This window comes from Apibacter muscae (assembly GCF_007845595.1).
Classification (GTDB): Bacteria; Bacteroidota; Bacteroidia; order Flavobacteriales; family Weeksellaceae; genus Apibacter; species Apibacter muscae.
Map to the genome: position 1 here is coordinate 133,315 of NZ_SELI01000020.1, position 18,220 is coordinate 151,534.

At 31.6% G+C, this 18,220-nt stretch carries 16 protein-coding genes; 9 read left to right on the forward strand and 7 right to left on the reverse strand.

Translation table 11 applies throughout. The features are described 5' to 3' along the window. Positions 1-85 precede the first annotated feature (85 nt). Both atpD and ETU10_RS08105 read left to right on the forward strand, forming a co-directional pair. On the forward strand, positions 86-1,603 hold the full coding sequence (gene atpD, locus ETU10_RS08100) for a F0F1 ATP synthase subunit beta (protein WP_146262501.1): 1,518 nt from the start codon (positions 86-88) through the stop codon (positions 1,601-1,603). Between the two features lie 16 nt (positions 1,604-1,619). Next, the gene (locus ETU10_RS08105; RefSeq protein ID WP_146293415.1) at positions 1,620-1,886 is read left to right on the forward strand and encodes a FoF1 ATP synthase subunit delta/epsilon; all 267 of its coding nucleotides are present in this window, start codon (positions 1,620-1,622) and stop codon (positions 1,884-1,886) included. Between the two features lie 58 nt (positions 1,887-1,944). Here the strand turns inward: ETU10_RS08105 and trmB are convergent, their stop codons facing one another. The 5 genes from trmB to pepT all read right to left on the reverse strand — a co-directional run bounded on the left by trmB (position 1,945) and on the right by pepT (position 7,721). After that, complete coding sequence (trmB, locus tag ETU10_RS08110) at positions 1,945-2,616, reverse strand: tRNA (guanosine(46)-N7)-methyltransferase TrmB (RefSeq protein ID WP_146311321.1); 672 nt, start codon at positions 2,614-2,616, stop codon at positions 1,945-1,947. 117 nt (positions 2,617-2,733) lie between these two features. Further along, positions 2,734-3,723: an alcohol dehydrogenase catalytic domain-containing protein gene (locus ETU10_RS08115; protein ID WP_146311323.1), complete on the reverse strand. Its 990-nt coding sequence runs from the start codon at positions 3,721-3,723 to the stop codon at positions 2,734-2,736. Between the two features lie 4 nt (positions 3,724-3,727). Further along, a complete protein-coding gene (locus ETU10_RS08120; RefSeq protein ID WP_146311325.1) occupies positions 3,728-4,918 on the reverse strand; it encodes a glycoside hydrolase family 10 protein in 1,191 nt (396 codons plus the stop codon). Between the two features lie 95 nt (positions 4,919-5,013). Then, a complete protein-coding gene (locus ETU10_RS08125; protein ID WP_146311327.1) occupies positions 5,014-6,417 on the reverse strand; it encodes a dipeptidase in 1,404 nt (467 codons plus the stop codon). 26 nt (positions 6,418-6,443) lie between these two features. After that, on the reverse strand, positions 6,444-7,721 hold the full coding sequence (gene pepT / locus ETU10_RS08130) for a peptidase T (protein WP_146311329.1): 1,278 nt from the start codon (positions 7,719-7,721) through the stop codon (positions 6,444-6,446). A 206-nt stretch (positions 7,722-7,927) separates the two neighbouring features. On the opposite strand from pepT, the gene ETU10_RS08135 reads away from it, so the two are divergent. After that, positions 7,928-8,497: a hypothetical protein gene (locus ETU10_RS08135; RefSeq protein WP_146293409.1), complete on the forward strand. Its 570-nt coding sequence runs from the start codon at positions 7,928-7,930 to the stop codon at positions 8,495-8,497. Between the two features lie 22 nt (positions 8,498-8,519). Here the strand turns inward: ETU10_RS08135 and namA are convergent, their stop codons facing one another. After that, positions 8,520-9,587 (reverse strand): NADPH dehydrogenase NamA, encoded by a 1,068-nt coding sequence (namA, locus tag ETU10_RS08140; RefSeq protein WP_146311331.1) that lies wholly within the window; start codon positions 9,585-9,587, stop codon positions 8,520-8,522. Positions 9,588-9,773: 186 nt separating this feature from the next. Here namA and ETU10_RS08145 point away from each other — a divergent pair, with 186 nt between their 5' ends. The 6 genes from ETU10_RS08145 to ETU10_RS08170 all read left to right on the forward strand — a co-directional run bounded on the left by ETU10_RS08145 (position 9,774) and on the right by ETU10_RS08170 (position 16,957). Continuing rightward, positions 9,774-11,153: a TolC family protein gene (locus tag ETU10_RS08145; protein ID WP_146262492.1), complete on the forward strand. Its 1,380-nt coding sequence runs from the start codon at positions 9,774-9,776 to the stop codon at positions 11,151-11,153. A gap of 8 nt (positions 11,154-11,161) precedes the next feature. Next, positions 11,162-12,154 (forward strand): HlyD family secretion protein, encoded by a 993-nt coding sequence (locus ETU10_RS08150; protein ID WP_146262491.1) that lies wholly within the window; start codon positions 11,162-11,164, stop codon positions 12,152-12,154. Next, positions 12,154-13,326, forward strand: a complete 1,173-nt coding sequence (locus ETU10_RS08155; RefSeq protein ID WP_246118450.1) for an ABC transporter permease — start codon at positions 12,154-12,156, stop codon at positions 13,324-13,326. The genes ETU10_RS08150 and ETU10_RS08155 overlap by 1 nt, the downstream gene beginning before the upstream one ends. Next, positions 13,319-14,509, forward strand: a complete 1,191-nt coding sequence (locus tag ETU10_RS08160; protein WP_146311333.1) for an ABC transporter permease — start codon at positions 13,319-13,321, stop codon at positions 14,507-14,509. Before ETU10_RS08155 ends, ETU10_RS08160 begins: the two co-directional genes overlap by 8 nt. A gap of 147 nt (positions 14,510-14,656) precedes the next feature. Beyond that, the gene (gene pckA / locus ETU10_RS08165; protein WP_146311335.1) at positions 14,657-16,249 is read left to right on the forward strand and encodes a phosphoenolpyruvate carboxykinase (ATP); all 1,593 of its coding nucleotides are present in this window, start codon (positions 14,657-14,659) and stop codon (positions 16,247-16,249) included. Between the two features lie 129 nt (positions 16,250-16,378). Next, positions 16,379-16,957 carry a DJ-1/PfpI family protein gene (locus ETU10_RS08170; protein WP_146311337.1) on the forward strand — a complete coding sequence of 193 codons (579 nt, stop codon included), beginning with the start codon at positions 16,379-16,381 and terminating at the stop codon, positions 16,955-16,957. Between the two features lie 144 nt (positions 16,958-17,101). Here the strand turns inward: ETU10_RS08170 and ETU10_RS08175 are convergent, their stop codons facing one another. Then, positions 17,102-18,148, reverse strand: a complete 1,047-nt coding sequence (locus tag ETU10_RS08175; protein WP_146311339.1) for an ATP-grasp domain-containing protein — start codon at positions 18,146-18,148, stop codon at positions 17,102-17,104. Between the last annotated feature and the right edge of the window lie 72 nt (positions 18,149-18,220).

Genomic DNA, 18,220 nt, shown 5'->3' on the forward strand with positions numbered 1-18,220 from the left:
TTTTATTTTTTTTAAAAGCTCGTTAGAATAAAATATTATATTTGCAAATAAACAAGAAAACTATATTTATTGAATTTTGTAATATATGGCAACTCAAAAAAAAGGTAAAATATCCCAAGTGATCGGCCCAGTTATAGATGTTATTTTTGATGAGGTAGAACAATTACCCAACATCTATGATGCTATAGAGGTAGTAAGAGATAATGAGGAGGGGAATTTAGTGTTGGAAGTAGAACAGCATATTGGTCAAGATACAGTAAGATGTATAGCCATGGATGCAACCGATGGATTATCTAGAGGTCAGGAAGTTATAAGTACTGAAAAACCTATTACTATGCCTATTGGTGAGGAAGTAAATGGAAGATTGTTTAATGTTATTGGAAAAGCAATTGATGGTATTGGGGAAGTTTCTAAAGCAAGTGAATTGCCTATTCATAGATCAGCACCAAAATTTGAAGATTTATCTACTTCTGCCGAAGTACTTTATACCGGTATTAAAGTAATTGATTTAATTGAACCTTATTCAAAAGGAGGTAAAATTGGATTGTTTGGTGGTGCAGGAGTTGGAAAAACTGTATTAATTCAAGAATTAATCAATAATATAGCCAAAGGACATGGTGGACTTTCTGTATTTGCAGGAGTTGGAGAGAGAACTCGTGAAGGGAATGACCTTCTTAGAGAAATGTTGGAATCTAAGATTATTTCTTATGGGGATGATTTCCTTAAATCTATGGAAGAAGGAGGATGGGATTTATCTAAGGTAAACCATGAGGCATTAAAAACATCCAAAGTAGCCTTTGTATTTGGACAAATGAATGAACCACCGGGAGCTCGTGCTAGAGTAGCTCTTTCCGGTCTTACCTTGGCTGAATACTACAGAGATGGTTTAGGAGAAGGAAAGGGTAGAGATGTTTTATTTTTTATAGATAATATTTTCCGTTTTACTCAAGCAGGATCAGAAGTATCAGCATTGTTAGGAAGGATGCCTTCAGCCGTGGGTTACCAACCTACTTTAGCTAGTGAAATGGGAGCTTTGCAAGAAAGGATTACATCAACCAAAAATGGGTCAATTACATCTGTTCAAGCGGTTTACGTTCCTGCAGATGACTTAACGGATCCAGCACCGGCAACTACATTTGCTTATCTAGATGCAACTACTGTATTAGATAGAAAAATTGCTTCCTTAGGTATTTATCCTGCGGTAGATCCTTTACAATCTACTTCAAGAATACTTACTCCTGAAATATTAGGAGAAGAGCATTATAATTGCGCCCAAAGTGTAAAAGAAATTTTACAAAGATATAAAGGACTTCAAGATATTATAGCTATCTTAGGTATGGAAGAATTAAGTGAAGAAGATAAATTAGTGGTTCACAGAGCGAGACGAGTACAAAGATTCTTATCTCAACCTTTCCATGTGGCAGAACAGTTTACGGGAACGCCTGGGGTTTTAGTAGATATTAAAGATACTATTAAAGGATTTAATATGATTATTAATGGAGAATTAGATCAATACCCAGAAGCGGCGTTTAACTTAAAAGGTACCATAGAGGAAGTTATTGAACACGGTGAAAAAATGTTAGCAGAATTTAATAATAAATAATTTTTAAATTAAATTCATGAAATTACAAATTTTAACTCCAGAAGAAATTGTATTTGATGGTGAAGTATCCTCATTAGTTTTGCCTGGATCTAAAGGAGAGTTCCAAATGTTGAAAGACCACGCCGGAATTGTATCAACTTTAGAAAAAGGAAAAATAAAACTTAAAGATCCTGTATCTTCATTAAATGATCACTTAGAAGAGGAGGGAGATTACAAGGTTTATAATATAGATGGAGGAATACTAGAATTTAATAAAAATAAAGGTATTATTTTTTGTCATTAAATAAAATAATAAATAAAAAAGAAGGGAATATAAAATTTTATATTCCCTTTTTTTATTACTAAAATTTAAAATTTAAGTATGTTATTGGTTTTCCTTCCTTTAAAAATAATTTTTCGTAGTGAGTTTTTATATCTCTAACATAAGAAGGTAATTCATATTCTGGTGCACCATAAATATCATGATGGGAGGAAATAATATTTAAACCCAATCCGTGAATCAGTCCATTCGCATATCCATGAAGAAACTCGCTATCCGTTTTTAGATGGATATTTCCTTCTGAAGACATAATATTTTTATATTTTTTTAAAAACTCCTCATTAATTAATCGATGTTTTGTTCTTTTATATTTTATTTGAGGATCAGGAAAGGTTATCCAGATTTCACTTACTTCGTTAGGGGAAAAAGCATGTTCGATAAGTTCGATTTGCGTACGCAAGAAACCTACGTTTGTAATACCGTTTTCTAGAGCAGTTTTAGCCCCTCGCCAGAAACGAGCGCCTTTAATATCAATACCTAAAAAATTTTTATTAGGGAAAAATTTAGCTAAACCTACTGAATATTCCCCTTTTCCACAACCCAATTCTAATACAATTGGATTAGAATTTTTAAAAAAAAGCTTATTCCAATTACCTTTATAAGAGAAGTTATTAACTATTTCATCTCTAGTTGGTTGAATGACATTAGTAAATGTTTTAGTTTCTGCAAACTTCCGAAGCTTATCTTTTCCCATTTTAATTTATTAGAATTACAAAAGTAAATATAATTCAGATGATTTTAATAAATAAGAATTTTGAAAGTTTGTTAGAATTTTTGATCATAATATTTATAAATTATTCCTTTAGTTCAACTAAATTTTTACAATATATTTTAACTCTGAATTGTTATTTTTCATTTCCATTAAATGCTCTGGAAGATCATCGAAAGAGCTTAATTTATAATTTCTTAATTTATATTTACCACTTCCTATTTGATTTAATAAATGTTCAGCATCCATCATTAAATCATTGATTTGTTTTTCTGATGCGAATTGATGGTAGGCGCCTAAGGCTATTTCATGAAGAGAAATACAAGTGGTAAAGGCAGGTAGTAAATTTTCTTTAATTCTGCCTTGAATGGAAACTATATGGCCGTTATAACCAATTAAATTAAGTAGTTCCTTGGTATTACTATTATTCGTGGTATCAAAAATTACATCGAAAAGATTACCATTTAAAGATTCACTCATAACATCCTTCCAACTAGGATCTCTGTAGTCTAAGGTTTTAATCACACCCATATTTAGAAACTCTTGATGATGTTTTTCTGAAGAGGTTAGAAACACTCTAGCACCTTTTTCTAGCAGAAGCTGAGTTAGAAAATACCCTACAGATCCTCCTGCTCCGTTTACGAAAACGTATTTATTTTTTATCTCAGGAATTTTTTTTAAAGATTGCCAAGCAGTAAGAGCAGGGCAGGGGAAAGAGGCTGCAATGATATCACTAACTTTTTCAGGAATATATATCAATCTCTTACCATTCACAATTGTATGTGTGGAAAAACTACCATTTTTTGTTAAATCTGCATGATAACAAACTCTGCTTCCCATTTGTAAATGATTCATTTTTTTACCTGTCTTTACAATTATACCTGCTCCATCCACGCCGGGGATTATACCCGTTTTCCAACTTGGATGTCCTCCACCTATTAATTTCCAATCGACAGGATTTAATCCAATATAATGGTTTTGAACGATAACCTCATCGTCTTTAAGATCTTCAATGATGAAGTCTTTTAAAGATAGTTCATTAGGTTCTCCTTTTCTTTTCCATTCCCAAGCTTTGGCTGTGAATTTCAGCATATAATTATTTTACTAGTTTACTATTAACCTTTTCTGAGAAAGGTCCTGAAGTTAATTGATTTATGATATCTTTGGGGTTCTCTAAAAGAGATTTGTAACTAAAAAATATATTTCCTTTAATCGAAGAGAATTCTTTGTTCATATTAATTTGCTCGATTAATTCATTTTCTAGTTTCCAATTTTTAACTCGATATACCCCCAAACCTATATATAAATCGGTATTATTATTTTTAGCCGCTTCATTCCACCATTCAACCAAGGTTGTATAATCGGCAGAAGAATTTCCTCTATGCCAGTACAATTGTGGCGCTACATAGTCTATCCAACCCTTTTCCATCCAATATAGTACATCAGCATATAAATCGTCGTAGTTTTGTAAAGCTCTAGTTTCAGAACCTCTGGGATCGGTTTTTTTATTCCTCCATACACCAAATGGACTAATTCCAAATTCTAAATTTTTATTTTCAGCTTTAATTTTATCGTGCAATTTCTTCACTAAATTATTAATATTGGCTCTTCTCCAATCCTCTTTGCTAGCATAGGTAATTCCATATTTAGCATATTCTTTATAATCTGGATATTCCAAAGTACCAATTTTATAAGGATAAAAGTAATCATCCAAATGTATACCGTCTACATTATAATTTTTAACCACTTCCATAATTCCATCTACCACATAATCAGTAACTTCAGGTATACCTGGATTCAAAAGTAGTTGGTTTCCATATTTAACCACCCAATCTCTATGTTTAAAGGCAATATTATCTGGAGATAATGTTTCCCAATTGGCACTTCCAAGAGTTAAACGATAGGGGTTAAACCAAGCATGAACTTCAATATTACGTTTATGTGCTTCTTCAATTATGAATTCTAAAGGATCATAGCCGGGATCGCCGCCTTGTTTTCCTGTTAAATATTTTGACCACGGGCTTAGTTTGGATTTATACAATGCGTCGGCAGTAGGTTTAACTTGAATAATTATTGCATTCATATTCCATTTTTCAACATTGTCTAATATGGTAATAAATTCTTCTTTTTGACGGTCGGAAGATAAACCTGACCGGGAGGGCCAATCAATATTTAAAACACTAGCAATCCATACAGCTCTTAATTCTCTGTTTTGTTTTTGTGCAAAAGAAAAGTTTACAACTGCAAAAAGAAGTAGTAAGATAAAATTTATCTTTATTTTTTTCATTGAAAAACATTTTATAAATTTTATAACGAAAAAGTTAAGATTAAATTTTTAAATCATATGTTAAAATATTAGAAGTAACGACACAAAATCTATTTTCATCCATGGGATTTATCTTTTTTCATCTGTTGGTAGTATTTATAAAAGTAAGGGATGACTTCAATGCCTTTATAAAAATTAAATATTCCATAATGCTCGTTGGGTGAATGAATCGCATCTGTATCTAGTCCAAAGCCTAGCAATACAGACTTTACTTTTAATACATCTTCCATTAAAGAAATAATAGGAATACTTCCTCCGGTTCTATAAGGCAAAGTTTCAAGATTAAAACCTTTTTCCATTGCCTTTTTTGCAGCTTTATAACCTATATGTTCAGAGGGTAGAACATAGGCTTTTCCACCTTGAAAAGAAGTAACATTTACAGTAACATTAGGCGGGGCTATTTTTTTTAAATGCTGAATAAATAATTGAGAAATTTTGTCAGGATCTTGATTGGGGACTAGCCTCATAGAGATTTTTGCATATGCTTTGGATGGTATAATTGTTTTAGCACCTTCGCCTGTGTATCCTCCCCAAATTCCATTAATATCTAAAGTAGGTCTTATGGAAGTTCTTTCCAAAGTATTATATCCTTTTTCACCATCCAATCCTTTAATTCCTATCGAATTTTTAAAAATCTCTTCATCAAACGGAATTTTATTTAATTCTTCTCGGTCTTTATTTGATAGTTCATCAACCTGATCATAGAATCCAGGAATTGTTATTTTACCTTCTGAATCTATTAATGATGCAATCATCTTAGATAAAATATATATAGGATTTGGAACCGCTCCACCATACAAACCAGAATGTAAATCTCGGTCTGCTCCTTGTATTTCCACTTCTAAGTAACAGAGACCACGTAATCCGGTGGTGATTGTCGGAACTTTTAGCGAAAAGAGATGAGTATCTGAAACTAAAATAACGTCACATGAAAATTTATCTTTATTATTTTTTATAAACTCTCCTAAATTAGGAGAACCAATTTCTTCTTCACCTTCAATGAGGAGTTTTACATTGCAAGGAAGAGAAGATGTTTTTATCAAGGATTCAAGAGCTTTTAAATGCATAAAAATTTGTCCTTTATCATCTGCTGAACCTCTTGCAAAAATTGCACCTTCAGGATGAATATTGTTTTTTTTAATAATGGGTTGAAACGGATCATTTTCCCATAAATTTAAAGGATCTGGAGGTTGAACATCGTAATGTCCGTACACTAGAACTGTGGGCAGGTCTTTTGCAATTATTTTTTCTCCATAAACAATAGGATTTCCATTGGTAGAACAAATTTCAACGTTGTCTAATCCTGAAAGTACACAATTGTCAGAAATTGCATTTGCGCATTTAATAATTTCTTTGGAATAATTGGAATCAGCACTAATAGAAGGAATTTTAAGTATTTCTAAGAGTTCATTTAAAAATCGATCTTTATTTTTTTTCTGGAATTCATATACTTTGTCCATGTTCGATGTGTATAAATTATCTTTTATTATGAAATTAATTTTTGGGCAGATGGAAACTTACCGATGTTTTTAGCTATACTTATGATAACTTCTGTAGCTTTAACCATGGATTCAACAGGTATAAATTCGTAAGGACCATGAAAATTTAATCCTCCGGCGAAAATATTTGGACATGGAAGTCCTTTATAGGAGAGTTGTGCACCATCGGTTCCTCCTCTTATTGGTTTTATTTTGGGTTTAACTCCTACTTCTTGCATGGCATTTTTAGCTAAATCTATAATAAACATACATTTTTCAATTTTTTCTTTCATATTGAAATATTGATCAACGATTTCAATGGTGAAAGTTTCTTTTCCATACTTAGAGTTAAAATCTTCTATAAGTTTTAATAAAATCTTCTTACGATTGTTATATAGATTAAGATCATGGTCTCTTATAATGTATTGTAAAAAAGAACTTTCCACGTTCCCTTGTATCTGTGTTAGATGAAAGAAACCTTCGTAACCCGAAGTAAGAAAAGGTATTTCTTCTTTAGGAAGTGCTTGATTAAATTCAGAGGCTAATAATCCAGCATTGATCATTTTATTTTTGGCATAACCGGGATGAACGCTTTTTCCATTTATATGAATGGATACACTACCTGCATTGAAATTTTCAAATTCCAATTCTCCAATTTCACCTCCATCCATAGTATATGCCCATTGTGCTCCAAACTTTTTTACATCAAATAAATCAGCGCCTTTACCCACTTCTTCATCAGGGGTAAATCCAATTGAGATTTTACCGTGTTCTATTTCTGGATGATTGATTAAATATTCCATAGCTGTAACAATTTCTGCAATTCCTGCTTTATCGTCAGCTCCTAATAAAGTGCTACCATCCGTAGTTATTAATGTTTGTCCAATATAATCTTTAAGTTCAGGAAAATCTTTAACCCTTAAATAAAATTTGGTTTCTTCATTTAAAAGAAGATCATTTCCTTCATAATTATTCCAAATTATGGGTTTTACATTTTCTCCTGAAAAATCTGGGGAAGTGTCGTAGTGTGCAATAAAACCTATCGTAGGTAAATCTATTTTAGAGGTAGCAGGAAGACTTGCCATGATATATCCGTTCTCATCTAAAGTTACTTCCGTTAAACCTATATTTATCAATTCGTTAAAAATAAAGTTTGCAATTTTCCATTGTCTTTCTGTGCTAGGTATTTTATTAACATCTTCTTTACTTGTAGAATGAAAGCTAACATACTTTAAAAAGCGAGTTTGAATTTTATTTTGCCATTCGGCATCCAAGAATGTAAACATTTTGAAATTGTAATAGATTTTATAAATTCAAAGTTAATTAAAATTGATTCAATCTATGGTATTTAATGAATATGTATATTCAGGGGGGGATCAATAATACAATTCATTTTAGTATAGCTTATAAAAAGATGAAAAACTAGCTTTTATGAATATTAAATAAAAGAGGTATTATTGTAATTAAATAAATAAGTACATTTGGAAAAAAAGTGAAGCTTAAAGATAAATTAATTTATGTAGTAATTTTTATAGTGCTTATTGGAAATATTCCATTGAAGGCTAATATTAACTATGAAAAATTAGATAGAAAAGTAATAAATTTAAATAAGCAAAACTTTCCATCGGATTGCAGTTCTTATAAAGAGGAAGACAGAAAAATAGTTATAGCTACATATAGAACATCCTTAAATATAATCCAATTTAGAAAAAATAAATTAGGAGATATTTATGTATATTCTTTATTTCCAAATCAAGAAAAATTATTATTAATTATCAATAATCAATCAGATCCGTTAAATTTAACTAATGATGAGAAGTATTATTTTTTCATTTACAATCTAATATTTATAAAATCAGAAATTTTATTAACCTTTGGAAGTCTTAAAGGTCAAGAGTTTGAAATTTTCATAGATAAAGAATTGCAGGCGAAAGCAATATATACAGGAAAACCTGAAAACTTTATTAAAGTTTATTTAAAAAATAATAACTCACCAGTAAAAACCTTTCAGGATTTTGAAGAGCTCTATAAATCACAATTTTTAGTATTATTATATAAATAAGTTCCAAAGAAAAATTTAACTTTTAAAATCCAATTTTTGCTCTTTCATATGGAGGTGGTATTAAAGGATTAATCCCCAATATTGATGCAGCTTCCATAGGAAAGTATGGGTTTCTTAACAATTCTCTACCTAAAAGTATAAAATCTGCTTCGTTATTTTCTAAAATTTCTTCTGCTTGAATAGCATTTGTTATTAAGCCTACAGCACCAGTAATTATTCCAGTCTCTTTCTTAATATTTTTAGCGTAAGGAACTTGATAATTGGGTTGTACAGGTATTTTGGCGTTTACCAATCCGCCCGTAGAAACGTCTATCACATCTACACCCATATTTTTTAATAGAATGGACAATTGAATTGAATCTTCGTTTGACCAGCCTTCTTCTATCCAATCCGTAGCAGAAATTCTTACCCATAAAGATACCTTCTTTGATAAAACATTTTTTACTTCAGAAATAATTTCTAAAAGAAATTGAATTCTATTATTAAAATTTCCTCCGTAATCATCCGTTCTTTTATTGGATAGAGGAGATAGAAATTGATGTATTAAATACCCATGCGCCGCATGAATTTCAACTATATCATATCCAATTTTATCTGCTCTATGAGCGGCCTCTTTAAATTCCTGAATTATTTTATTTATTTCTTGTATTGTCAATTCCTTAGGTATATCTGAATCGGAATTAAATGGAATGGGGGAAGGGGCGACACTTTCCCAATAATTATTATTTAGTTTTAAATTTTCTTTAGGATTCCAAGGAACAGGCGTGCTAGCTTTTCGCCCGGCATGAGATAATTGAATCCCTGCTAAACAGTTTTGTTTATGAAGAAAATCAACAATTTTATTAAGATTATGCATATGTTCGTCTTTCCAAAGTCCTAAGTCTTTATATGAGATTCTGCCTTTAGGGCTAATTGCAGTTGCCTCTTGTATAATTGCGGAAACACCACCAACTGCTCTACTGCTATAATGCACAAAATGCCAATCATTTGCAAAACCGTCATCGGAAGAGTACTGGCACATGGGTGACATGACAATTCTATTCTTTAATGATATCTGATTTAAATTTAAGGGAGAAAGTAACTTAGGCATGATTTTTATGAACATAAAAAGTTAATAAATATTAATTTTTAGGTACTTTTACAAGTATATTTTTAGCTGTTATTATGATATTGATATAAAACTAGTAATAAATAATTAATTTAATAAATGCAAATATAGCATTTTTTTGGATTAAGAAATAAAAATAAGAATTTTAATTTAAAAAATAAATTAAGAATGATAAAAAGATCCTTATTATTTTTATCTTTAACATCTTTTCTTTTGCTACCTAGATTAGGCTTTTCTCAACTTTCGATGTTGACTTTTTCAGATGCTCAGAGCATTATGAACAATCATAATCATTTGATCAAAGCTGTAGAGAAGAAAGAGGAGGTACATGAATTCGAATTAAAAGCGACCAAGGGTCTGCGATATCCAAAAATTGGGTTAAATGCTTCAGCCTTATATTTTGATAAAGGCATAAGTGCAAATTTAAACAATCTAAGAAATGGGGTAAGTGGGATCTTAAGTATACCTAATCCTAATTTATTAGGGGATTGGAATTTCAACCTTATGAAAAGAGACGTTCTATTTGGTGGAGCATATTTTTTATGGCCAGTTTTTACAGGTGGTAAAATTAATGCAGGGATAGAGGCTGCTAAAATAAATGCTCATATTGGAGAGAAAGAACTTATAAGTACAAAAAATCAGCTGATTACAGAATTAGCTCAACGCTACTTTCAAGTAAAATTAGCAGATGAGGCAGTGTTGGTAAGAAAACAGATATTGGAAGGCATGAATAGGCACCTTTACAATGCTAAAAAATTAGAAGATAATGGTATTATCGCACCGGTTGAAAGGTTACAGGCGGATGTAGCAGTAGCAGAAGCGGATAGGCAGTACAAGGCATCTTTAAAGGATGCTTCTTTGGCAAGAGTAGCACTTTCCAATACTTTAAATTCTGAAGAGGAAATAGGGGATTTAATTACAGATTTTTTTACAACTCCTTTCTTGCAACCTTTAGAATATTATCAAGAATCTGCAATTGCAAATTATCCGGAACTGCAAAAGGTTAGATTGCAAATAGAACTTGCAGAACAAGGCGTTAAAGCTAAAAAATCTAGCTATTATCCAACTGTACTAGCCTTAGGTCAAACAGTTTTAGTGCATAACACTCCTTTAGGATTTGGAGATAAAAATGACAAACCTTGGGTTTTAGGTGTTGGATTGACTTATCCGTTGTTTGAAGGACTTCAAAGTAAAAATGAAATTAGGGCGGCTAAAGCAACTAAAGAGAGCGCAGAACTTTACGAAAAAAAAGCGCATGCGGATATTAAAACAATGATCGAAAAAATTTATAATGATTTACAAAAACAAGAGGAACAAATACAAAGTTTTAATGTTCAGGTGAATCAAGCAGAAGAGCTTTTGCGAGCCAGATCTTTATCTTTTTCTGAAGGTTTAGCAACATCCCTAGATGTAGTGGATGCAGAAATGAATCTTTCAGGCATACTTTTACAAAAATTACAAGCAAGATATAATTATGTAATAGATTTAGCTTCTTTACTAGAATATAGTGGATTAAGTCAAGAATTTATACAATATATGAACCAATAAAAACTAGAATGAAAAAAAGTAAATACATAACTGCCATACTTAGTATAATAGTAATAGCTACTCTTATCGGAACATCCATTTGGTTTATGAGTGAACCAGAAGAAAGTTACATTCAAGGTCAAGCTGATGCCACTCAAATCAATGTTGCTCCTAAAATCCCCGGTAGATTGGAAGAAATTAAAGTGAAAGAAGGAGATCAAGTAAAAAAAGGTCAATTACTAGCAGTTCTTAGTACACCTGAGCTAAATGCTAAACTTATTCAGGCAAAAGCGGGGAGAGCAGCAGCTTTAGCCATGGATGAAAAAGCCAAAAAAGGGGCAAGAGCAGAACAAATTCAAGCAGCTTACAACGTATGGCAGCAAGCGAAAGCAGCTTCAGAGCTAGCTCAAAAGACCTACATGCGTATGCAAAATTTATATAATGAAAAAGTAGTATCCGCTCAGAAAAGAGATGAGGCCTATGCGCAAAGTTTAGCAACCAAAGACCAAGCTGATGCTGCACATTCAAATTATAAATTATTACTAAGTGGTGCAAGTGTAGAAGATAAAGAAGCGGCAGCTGCGAAACTGAATCAAGCTCAAGGAGCGGTAGATGAGGTAGAAGCTTATATTAAAGAAGCAGAATTGGTATCACCTGCTAATGCTGAAGTTTTAAAAATTATTCCCAATAGAGGAGAGTTAGTAAACACCGGATATACTATTATTAATTTGGTCGACTTGAACGATGTCTGGGTTGTATTTAATATAAAAGAAGATTTAATGCCTTATTTCCGTCAAGGAACAACCTTTGAAGCAAAAATCCCAGCATTAAACAATCAAATGGTTAAGTTGCAAGTGCAATATATAGCTGCTGAGGGAGATTTTGCTACTTGGAATGCTACCAAAACTCAAGGAGATTTTGATATGAAAACTTTTGAAATTAAAGCCTATCCTGTAGAACCCATTAAAGGTTTACGTCCAGGTATGACTGCTTTAGTCAATCAAAAATCTTTGAAAAAATAATGGAAATGTTTAAGGGCTTTTTATCAATTCTAAAACAAGAGTTTATTAGGTTATTTACTAGCCCTAGATTGTTATTATTCATATTTATAGTTCCTGTTGCAATATTCTTTTACTATTCTAAATTAATGTATTCGGGTGTACCTAGAGATTTACCCGTAGTATTGTGTGATCAAGATAATACACAAACATCCAGAAAATTAATAAGGATGTTTGATGCATCTCCAACTCTAAAATTCACAAGTACAGTAAATAATTATAAGGAAGGAGAAAAAAAAATTAAATCTGAAAACTCTTATGCTTTAATCGTAATACCTAGAGATTTTGAAAAAAATTTGTTTAAAGGGAATTCTGTAAATGTCATATGCTATTACAATGGGCAATATATATTAGCTGGTAGTTTGATCAATAGTGCTTTTCAAACAGTTGCATCTACTTTTTCAGCTGGCGTTCATTTGCAGACTTTAAATAAAAAAGGTCAAATGCCCTCTCAAGCAATGGCTAATACTGTACCCATAAAAATTGATGAGCATATTCTTTTTAATCCCTATACGAATTATTCTTACTATTTAAATATAGCTTTAATGCCCATGGCATTACAAATAGTTATTATGGTGGTTAGCATATATGTTTTAGGAAATGTTTTAAAATATAATAATGGAAACCAACTATTAGAACAAGGTTGTCAAAATATATGGGTAGTGTATTGGGGGAAAATTTTGCCATATACCCTTGTTTTTACAATTATCGGTTTTTTTATGAACTCACTTCTATTTTATTATATAAAAATTCCATTGCAAGGCAGTTTTTTTGCTATAAATTTATTTTTTTTGTGTTTCATAGTAGTATGTCAGTTCATGTCAATATTTTTTGTTAGCATTTCAAAAGATCTAAGATCGGCATTAACTTTTGGCGGAGGTTTTGCAGCCCTATCTTTTTCTTTTACGGGCTATACATTTCCTGCTATGGGAATGCCTATAGTAGTACAATATATAAATTATATCTTCCCATTCACTTCCTATTTAAGATTAATCGTAGATTATGCTATAAGAGGCATATCATTCAACCATTTGGAACTAAACTATTACTTAGCATTTGGTATATTTATAATTATTGGCTTTTTATCCATTTATAAATATAGAATATTGCTAAAAAAAGGCGGATACCATGCTTAAAAAAATTTTTGAATACTTAGCAACTATCGGGAATAGTTTTACAACAGAATTAAAATTAATTTTTTCAGATTCAGCTGCCTACACAACCTATATAATAACGCCCCTGATTGTAGGATTTGTCTATACCTATGTGTATTCTAACGAGATTATTACCAAAGTGTCTATAGCTGTGGTTGATCAGAACCAAAGCCAGCTTAGCCATAAAGTTATACGAATGTTAGATGCTTCACAACAAGTGGAAGTCACTCATAACTCTACTAGTATAGATCAAGCAAAAGAATTATATAATCAAGGAAAAATAGATGGTATACTATTTATTCCTAGTAATTTTTCCTCAAAAATACAACAAGGTCAAGTAGCAACTATTTCAGCCTATTACGACGCTTCTTATATGCTTTATTATAAGCAGATGAAAAAGGCAGTTGTTACAGCCGTGGGCACTTTAAGCGCGCAGGTAGAAGTAAGTAAACTTATGTCTTCCGGCTTAACCCAGACTGAAGCTACTTCTGCAAGAAGGTCTGTACAGCCAATATCCATATCATTATTCAATATAAATTCCGGATATGCCACATTTTTAATGCCTGTAGTTTTTATAATTGCTTTGCAGTTAGTGCAATTAACAACCATAGGAGTATTGGGCGGAACACAAAGAGAAAAAGGGAATTTTGAGAAAACTTATCCTTTTATTTCAAAACCATTAGGTAGCTTGTTTATTGTTTTAGGTCGCTCAGGGGCCTACGGCCTAATTTCTACTCTAATAATCATTTTGCAAATGGGATTAGTTGTACCCATATTTGATTTGCCTCATAGAGGCAATCCTTGGGAAGCAATACTATTTCTTTTGCCTTTTTTTCTCGCAGTTTGTTTTTTGGGTATATTTTTGATGAATTTATTTAAAAAGAGGGAAGATGCTGTTATGGTTATTACTTTAAGTTCCATTCCGGCATTATTTTTATGCGGATTGTCTTGGCCCAAAGAATCTTTCCCCAAATGGATTGAAATAATTTCCATTTTTTCACCCTCTACCTTAGGTTCTAGAGGATTTATAGCCATAAACCAATACGGTGCAACATTATCAGAAATAAAACCTATTTGGTTTAATCTTTGGGGAGTTGCGTTGTTTTATTTTATACTGGCAGTCTTATCAATGAAAAGAATTTATTATTATTCAAAGAAAAGATAGATTTCATTGAAAACGTATGATATATATTGGTTAATAATTAGTTATAACTGAGTATTATCATAAGATATTGAGATAATTAAACAAAGTATTAATTGTAAATTCGTGATAGAAACGAATCAAAATTAATAATAGTTTAAGCCAAAGATTATGGGACATTTAATTAAATCATTAGAAAAGCACGGTATAAAAGGTATTAAAGAAATTATGCATAATCCTACTTATGAACAATTATTTCAAGCAGAAATTGATCCAAAGAATCAAGGATTTGAAAAAGGTGAGGTTACCTCAACTGGAGCTATTTCTGTTAAAACAGGAGTATTCACAGGTAGGTCACCTAAAGATCGGTATATTGTAAAGGATGCAGTAACTGAAAATACCATTTGGTGGGACGGAAATATAAATAGGCCCACAACCAACGAGATATATAAAGGTTTAAAAAAAATTGTTTCCGATCAACTTTCCAATAAAAAATTATATGTAGTTGATACTTTTTGTGGTACAAATAATGATACCCGAATGAAGGTTCGTTTTGTAATGGAAGTAGCATGGCAAGCACATTTCGTTACAAACATGTTTATACGTCCTTCTTTATACGAATTAGAAAATTACGGAGAACCAGATTTTATAGTAATGAATGGTTCTAAAGTAACTAACCCTCATTGGAAAGAACAAGGTTTAAATTCTGAAAATTTTGTAATGTTTAATCTTACAGAAAAAGTACAGATTATTGGTGGAACTTGGTATGGAGGAGAGATGAAGAAAGGTATGTTTTCTATGATGAATTATTATTTGCCTTTAAGAGGAATGGCATCAATGCATTGTTCAGCAAATGTGGGAGAAGATGGGGATGTTGCTGTTTATTTTGGTTTATCAGGCACAGGAAAGACTACACTTTCCGCAGATCCAAAGAGATATTTAATTGGAGATGATGAACATGGTTGGGATGATAATGGGGTCTTTAACTATGAAGGTGGGTGCTATGCCAAAGTTATTGATTTGACGGAAGAAAAGGAACCAGACATTTGGAGAGCAATAAGAAGAGATGCCTTGTTAGAAAATGTGGTGGTTAAACCAGATGGATCAGTAGATTATACTGATAAATCAATAACCGAAAATACTCGAGTATCTTACCCTATCTATTTTATTAACAAAATTGTATTGCCTTCTAAAGCCGGGCATGCTAAGAAAATTATATATTTATCTGCGGATGCCTTTGGTGTATTGCCACCAGTTTCAATCTTAGATGAAGAACAAGCGCAATATCATTTCTTATGTGGTTATACTTCTAAACTTGCAGGAACAGAAAGAGGAATTACAGAACCACAGCCGTCTTTTTCTCCAGCATTTGGGGAAGCCTTTCTATCCTTGCACCCTACCATGTATTCTAAAACCTTAGTTTCAAAAATGAAAAAGCATGGAGCCAAAGCATACTTAGTTAATACAGGATGGAATGGGACAGGAAAAAGAATTTCTTTAAAAGATACTAGAGCAATTATTGATGCAATAATAGACGGTTCCATTGAAAATGCTCCACAAGACAAAATTCCATATTTAAATTTGGTATTTCCTACTCAATTAGAACAAGTGTCAGATATTTTGGATCCTAGAACCAGCTATTCCAATGTTTCAGATTGGGAAGTTAAGGCTAAAGATTTAGCATCTAAATACATTAAGAATTTTGAACAATATACAGATACTGAAGAAGGAAAAAAACTAGTTTCTGCCGGTCCTCAACTTTAATTTTTTAAAAAATTTTTTAGAAGCCTGAATATACTTATTCAGGCTTTTTTTATTACTATTTTATTACAAAAATATTTTACCAGATAAAATTTACTAACTTAGTAATAGTAACAGTTAAAAATAATTGTAATGAGTAAAAAAGTTTTAATATTTGCAGGAGATTTTGTAGAAGATTACGAATTAATGGTTCCTTATCAAGCACTCTTATCTTTAGGAATTGAAGTGGATGTAATATGCCCGGGGAAAAAATCAGGGGAAACTATTGCCACTGCCATTCATGATTTTGTAGGATTTCAAACCTATCAAGAACTTAGAGGTCATAATTTTACAATAAATAAATCTTTTGATGAGGTTGATGTTCATTCCTACGATGGTTTATTTATTACCGGTGGAAGAGCTCCTGAGTACATTCGTTTGAATCCTAAAATTATTGAAATTACTCAGTATTTTTTTAAAGAGAATAAGCCTGTAGCTGCAATTTGTCATGGTATACAAGTGTTAACAGCAGCGCAGGTTATAAAAGACAGAACCCTTACTTGTTACGAAGCAGTTGCTCCTGATGTGGAATTAGCCGGAGGGAATTATAAGAAGGTAGGGCCTTCAGAAACTGTTGTAGACGGGAACTTAGCAACCTCACCAGCATGGCCAGGTAATGTTAGTATTTTAAAAGAATTTTATAAAATGTTAGGAATTAACGTTTCATTTTAAATATAGAATTATTTTTAAAAAGATCTCCTTTAATTCTAAAGGAGATTTTTTGTTTATAAGAGTTTTTCTACTCAAATTTGTATATAGAAGTAAAATATAAATTAATAATAAGAGTAAAATTTGATAATATTTAGCTTTTACTGATTACAACTTCCAATATTGCCCTAACATATTAATTAACAGATCAGAGTAGGACCAACCGATTTCTCTTGCAGCTAATGCAGAAAGACTATCTTGATCGGATCTATGAGGTCTTGAAGCACCAGTCATATTAGGTTTCATATTTAAATCAAATAAATAATAATTTCCCTCATCGTTAGCTCTACAATCAATTCTTATGGGAGCTTTGGCTTGAACCAATTTTGCTGCTTTTTCACAGTGAATCATTAATTGTTGAATTGATTTATTTGAGCGATCTTCGTTATTAAGAACTTTACTATTATTTGCCACTGCAACTGTGCCGTTATAAGGTGCTATTCCATTTTTATGATTAAATCTTTTTACGGGAGGTAAACACCAATAGTCAGAAAATGTTTTAGTTCCATTTTTTAAAGAATAATTTCCCGGAGGCATTACGGTTATGGTTAACTCGTTCCCAGGTAGGTATTCTTCTAAGTATAAAGAAGTCCCATAAATTTTTTCTTCGAATGATAAATTAATATTTATCAAAAGTTCTTCAAAATTATTTACTTTGGTAACCCCTTGGCTACCTCTACCTCTTATAGGCTTAATAACTATAGGAAAATTTAATTTTTTTAAATTTGAGTAATTTATATCTTTACTAGAAATTAAAATTGAATGGGGAACAGGAAGATTATTTAATTTTAGTAATGCATTGGTTTGAAATTTATCGTCGTATTTTTCTACATTTTCAGGTATTTGTCCAACCAAATTTACTCTGTGTAAGTATTTAACAATAGGATGATCCTTATACAAAACAGTATTTAACCATAATATATTAGCTCCTTTTTCAATAGCTTCATTAATTCCTTGTTCTGTATCAGGAAATACCCAATCGGTATCTAAATATAGATCAGGATTTTGAATAGGTGTTACAACGGATATTTGGGAAAGTTTTAAAGCGTAAGCTATATCAGCTCCACTATCAGAATATCCTCCTTTTTTCATGGGTTTATGAACACCATGAATGCAAGGCGGTTCATGGGCCTGATATAGAATAGCAACTTGCATTTGATTGGTCATATTAAAGAAATCTTAGGTATTTCTAAAATATAAAAAAAAATCCTAAACTGTTAATTTAGG

Bases quoted from the DNA above. Each gene is read 5' to 3' on its own strand.
- atpD (WP_146262501.1), top strand. From the start codon at position 86: ATGGCAACTCAAAAAAAAGGTAAAATATCCCAAGTGATCGGCCCAGTT.
- ETU10_RS08105 (WP_146293415.1), top strand. From the start codon at position 1,620: ATGAAATTACAAATTTTAACTCCAGAAGAAATTGTATTTGATGGTGAA.
- trmB (WP_146311321.1), bottom strand. From the start codon at position 2,616: ATGGGAAAAGATAAGCTTCGGAAGTTTGCAGAAACTAAAACATTTACT.
- ETU10_RS08115 (WP_146311323.1), bottom strand. From the start codon at position 3,723: ATGCTGAAATTCACAGCCAAAGCTTGGGAATGGAAAAGAAAAGGAGAA.
- ETU10_RS08120 (WP_146311325.1), bottom strand. From the start codon at position 4,918: ATGAAAAAAATAAAGATAAATTTTATCTTACTACTTCTTTTTGCAGTT.
- ETU10_RS08125 (WP_146311327.1), bottom strand. From the start codon at position 6,417: ATGGACAAAGTATATGAATTCCAGAAAAAAAATAAAGATCGATTTTTA.
- pepT (WP_146311329.1), bottom strand. From the start codon at position 7,721: ATGTTTACATTCTTGGATGCCGAATGGCAAAATAAAATTCAAACTCGC.
- namA (WP_146311331.1), bottom strand. From the start codon at position 9,587: ATGCCTAAGTTACTTTCTCCCTTAAATTTAAATCAGATATCATTAAAG.
- ETU10_RS08145 (WP_146262492.1), top strand. From the start codon at position 9,774: ATGATAAAAAGATCCTTATTATTTTTATCTTTAACATCTTTTCTTTTG.
- ETU10_RS08150 (WP_146262491.1), top strand. From the start codon at position 11,162: ATGAAAAAAAGTAAATACATAACTGCCATACTTAGTATAATAGTAATA.
- ETU10_RS08155 (WP_246118450.1), top strand. From the start codon at position 12,154: ATGGAAATGTTTAAGGGCTTTTTATCAATTCTAAAACAAGAGTTTATT.
- ETU10_RS08160 (WP_146311333.1), top strand. From the start codon at position 13,319: ATGCTTAAAAAAATTTTTGAATACTTAGCAACTATCGGGAATAGTTTT.
- pckA (WP_146311335.1), top strand. From the start codon at position 14,657: ATGGGACATTTAATTAAATCATTAGAAAAGCACGGTATAAAAGGTATT.
- ETU10_RS08170 (WP_146311337.1), top strand. From the start codon at position 16,379: ATGAGTAAAAAAGTTTTAATATTTGCAGGAGATTTTGTAGAAGATTAC.
- ETU10_RS08175 (WP_146311339.1), bottom strand. From the start codon at position 18,148: ATGCAAGTTGCTATTCTATATCAGGCCCATGAACCGCCTTGCATTCAT.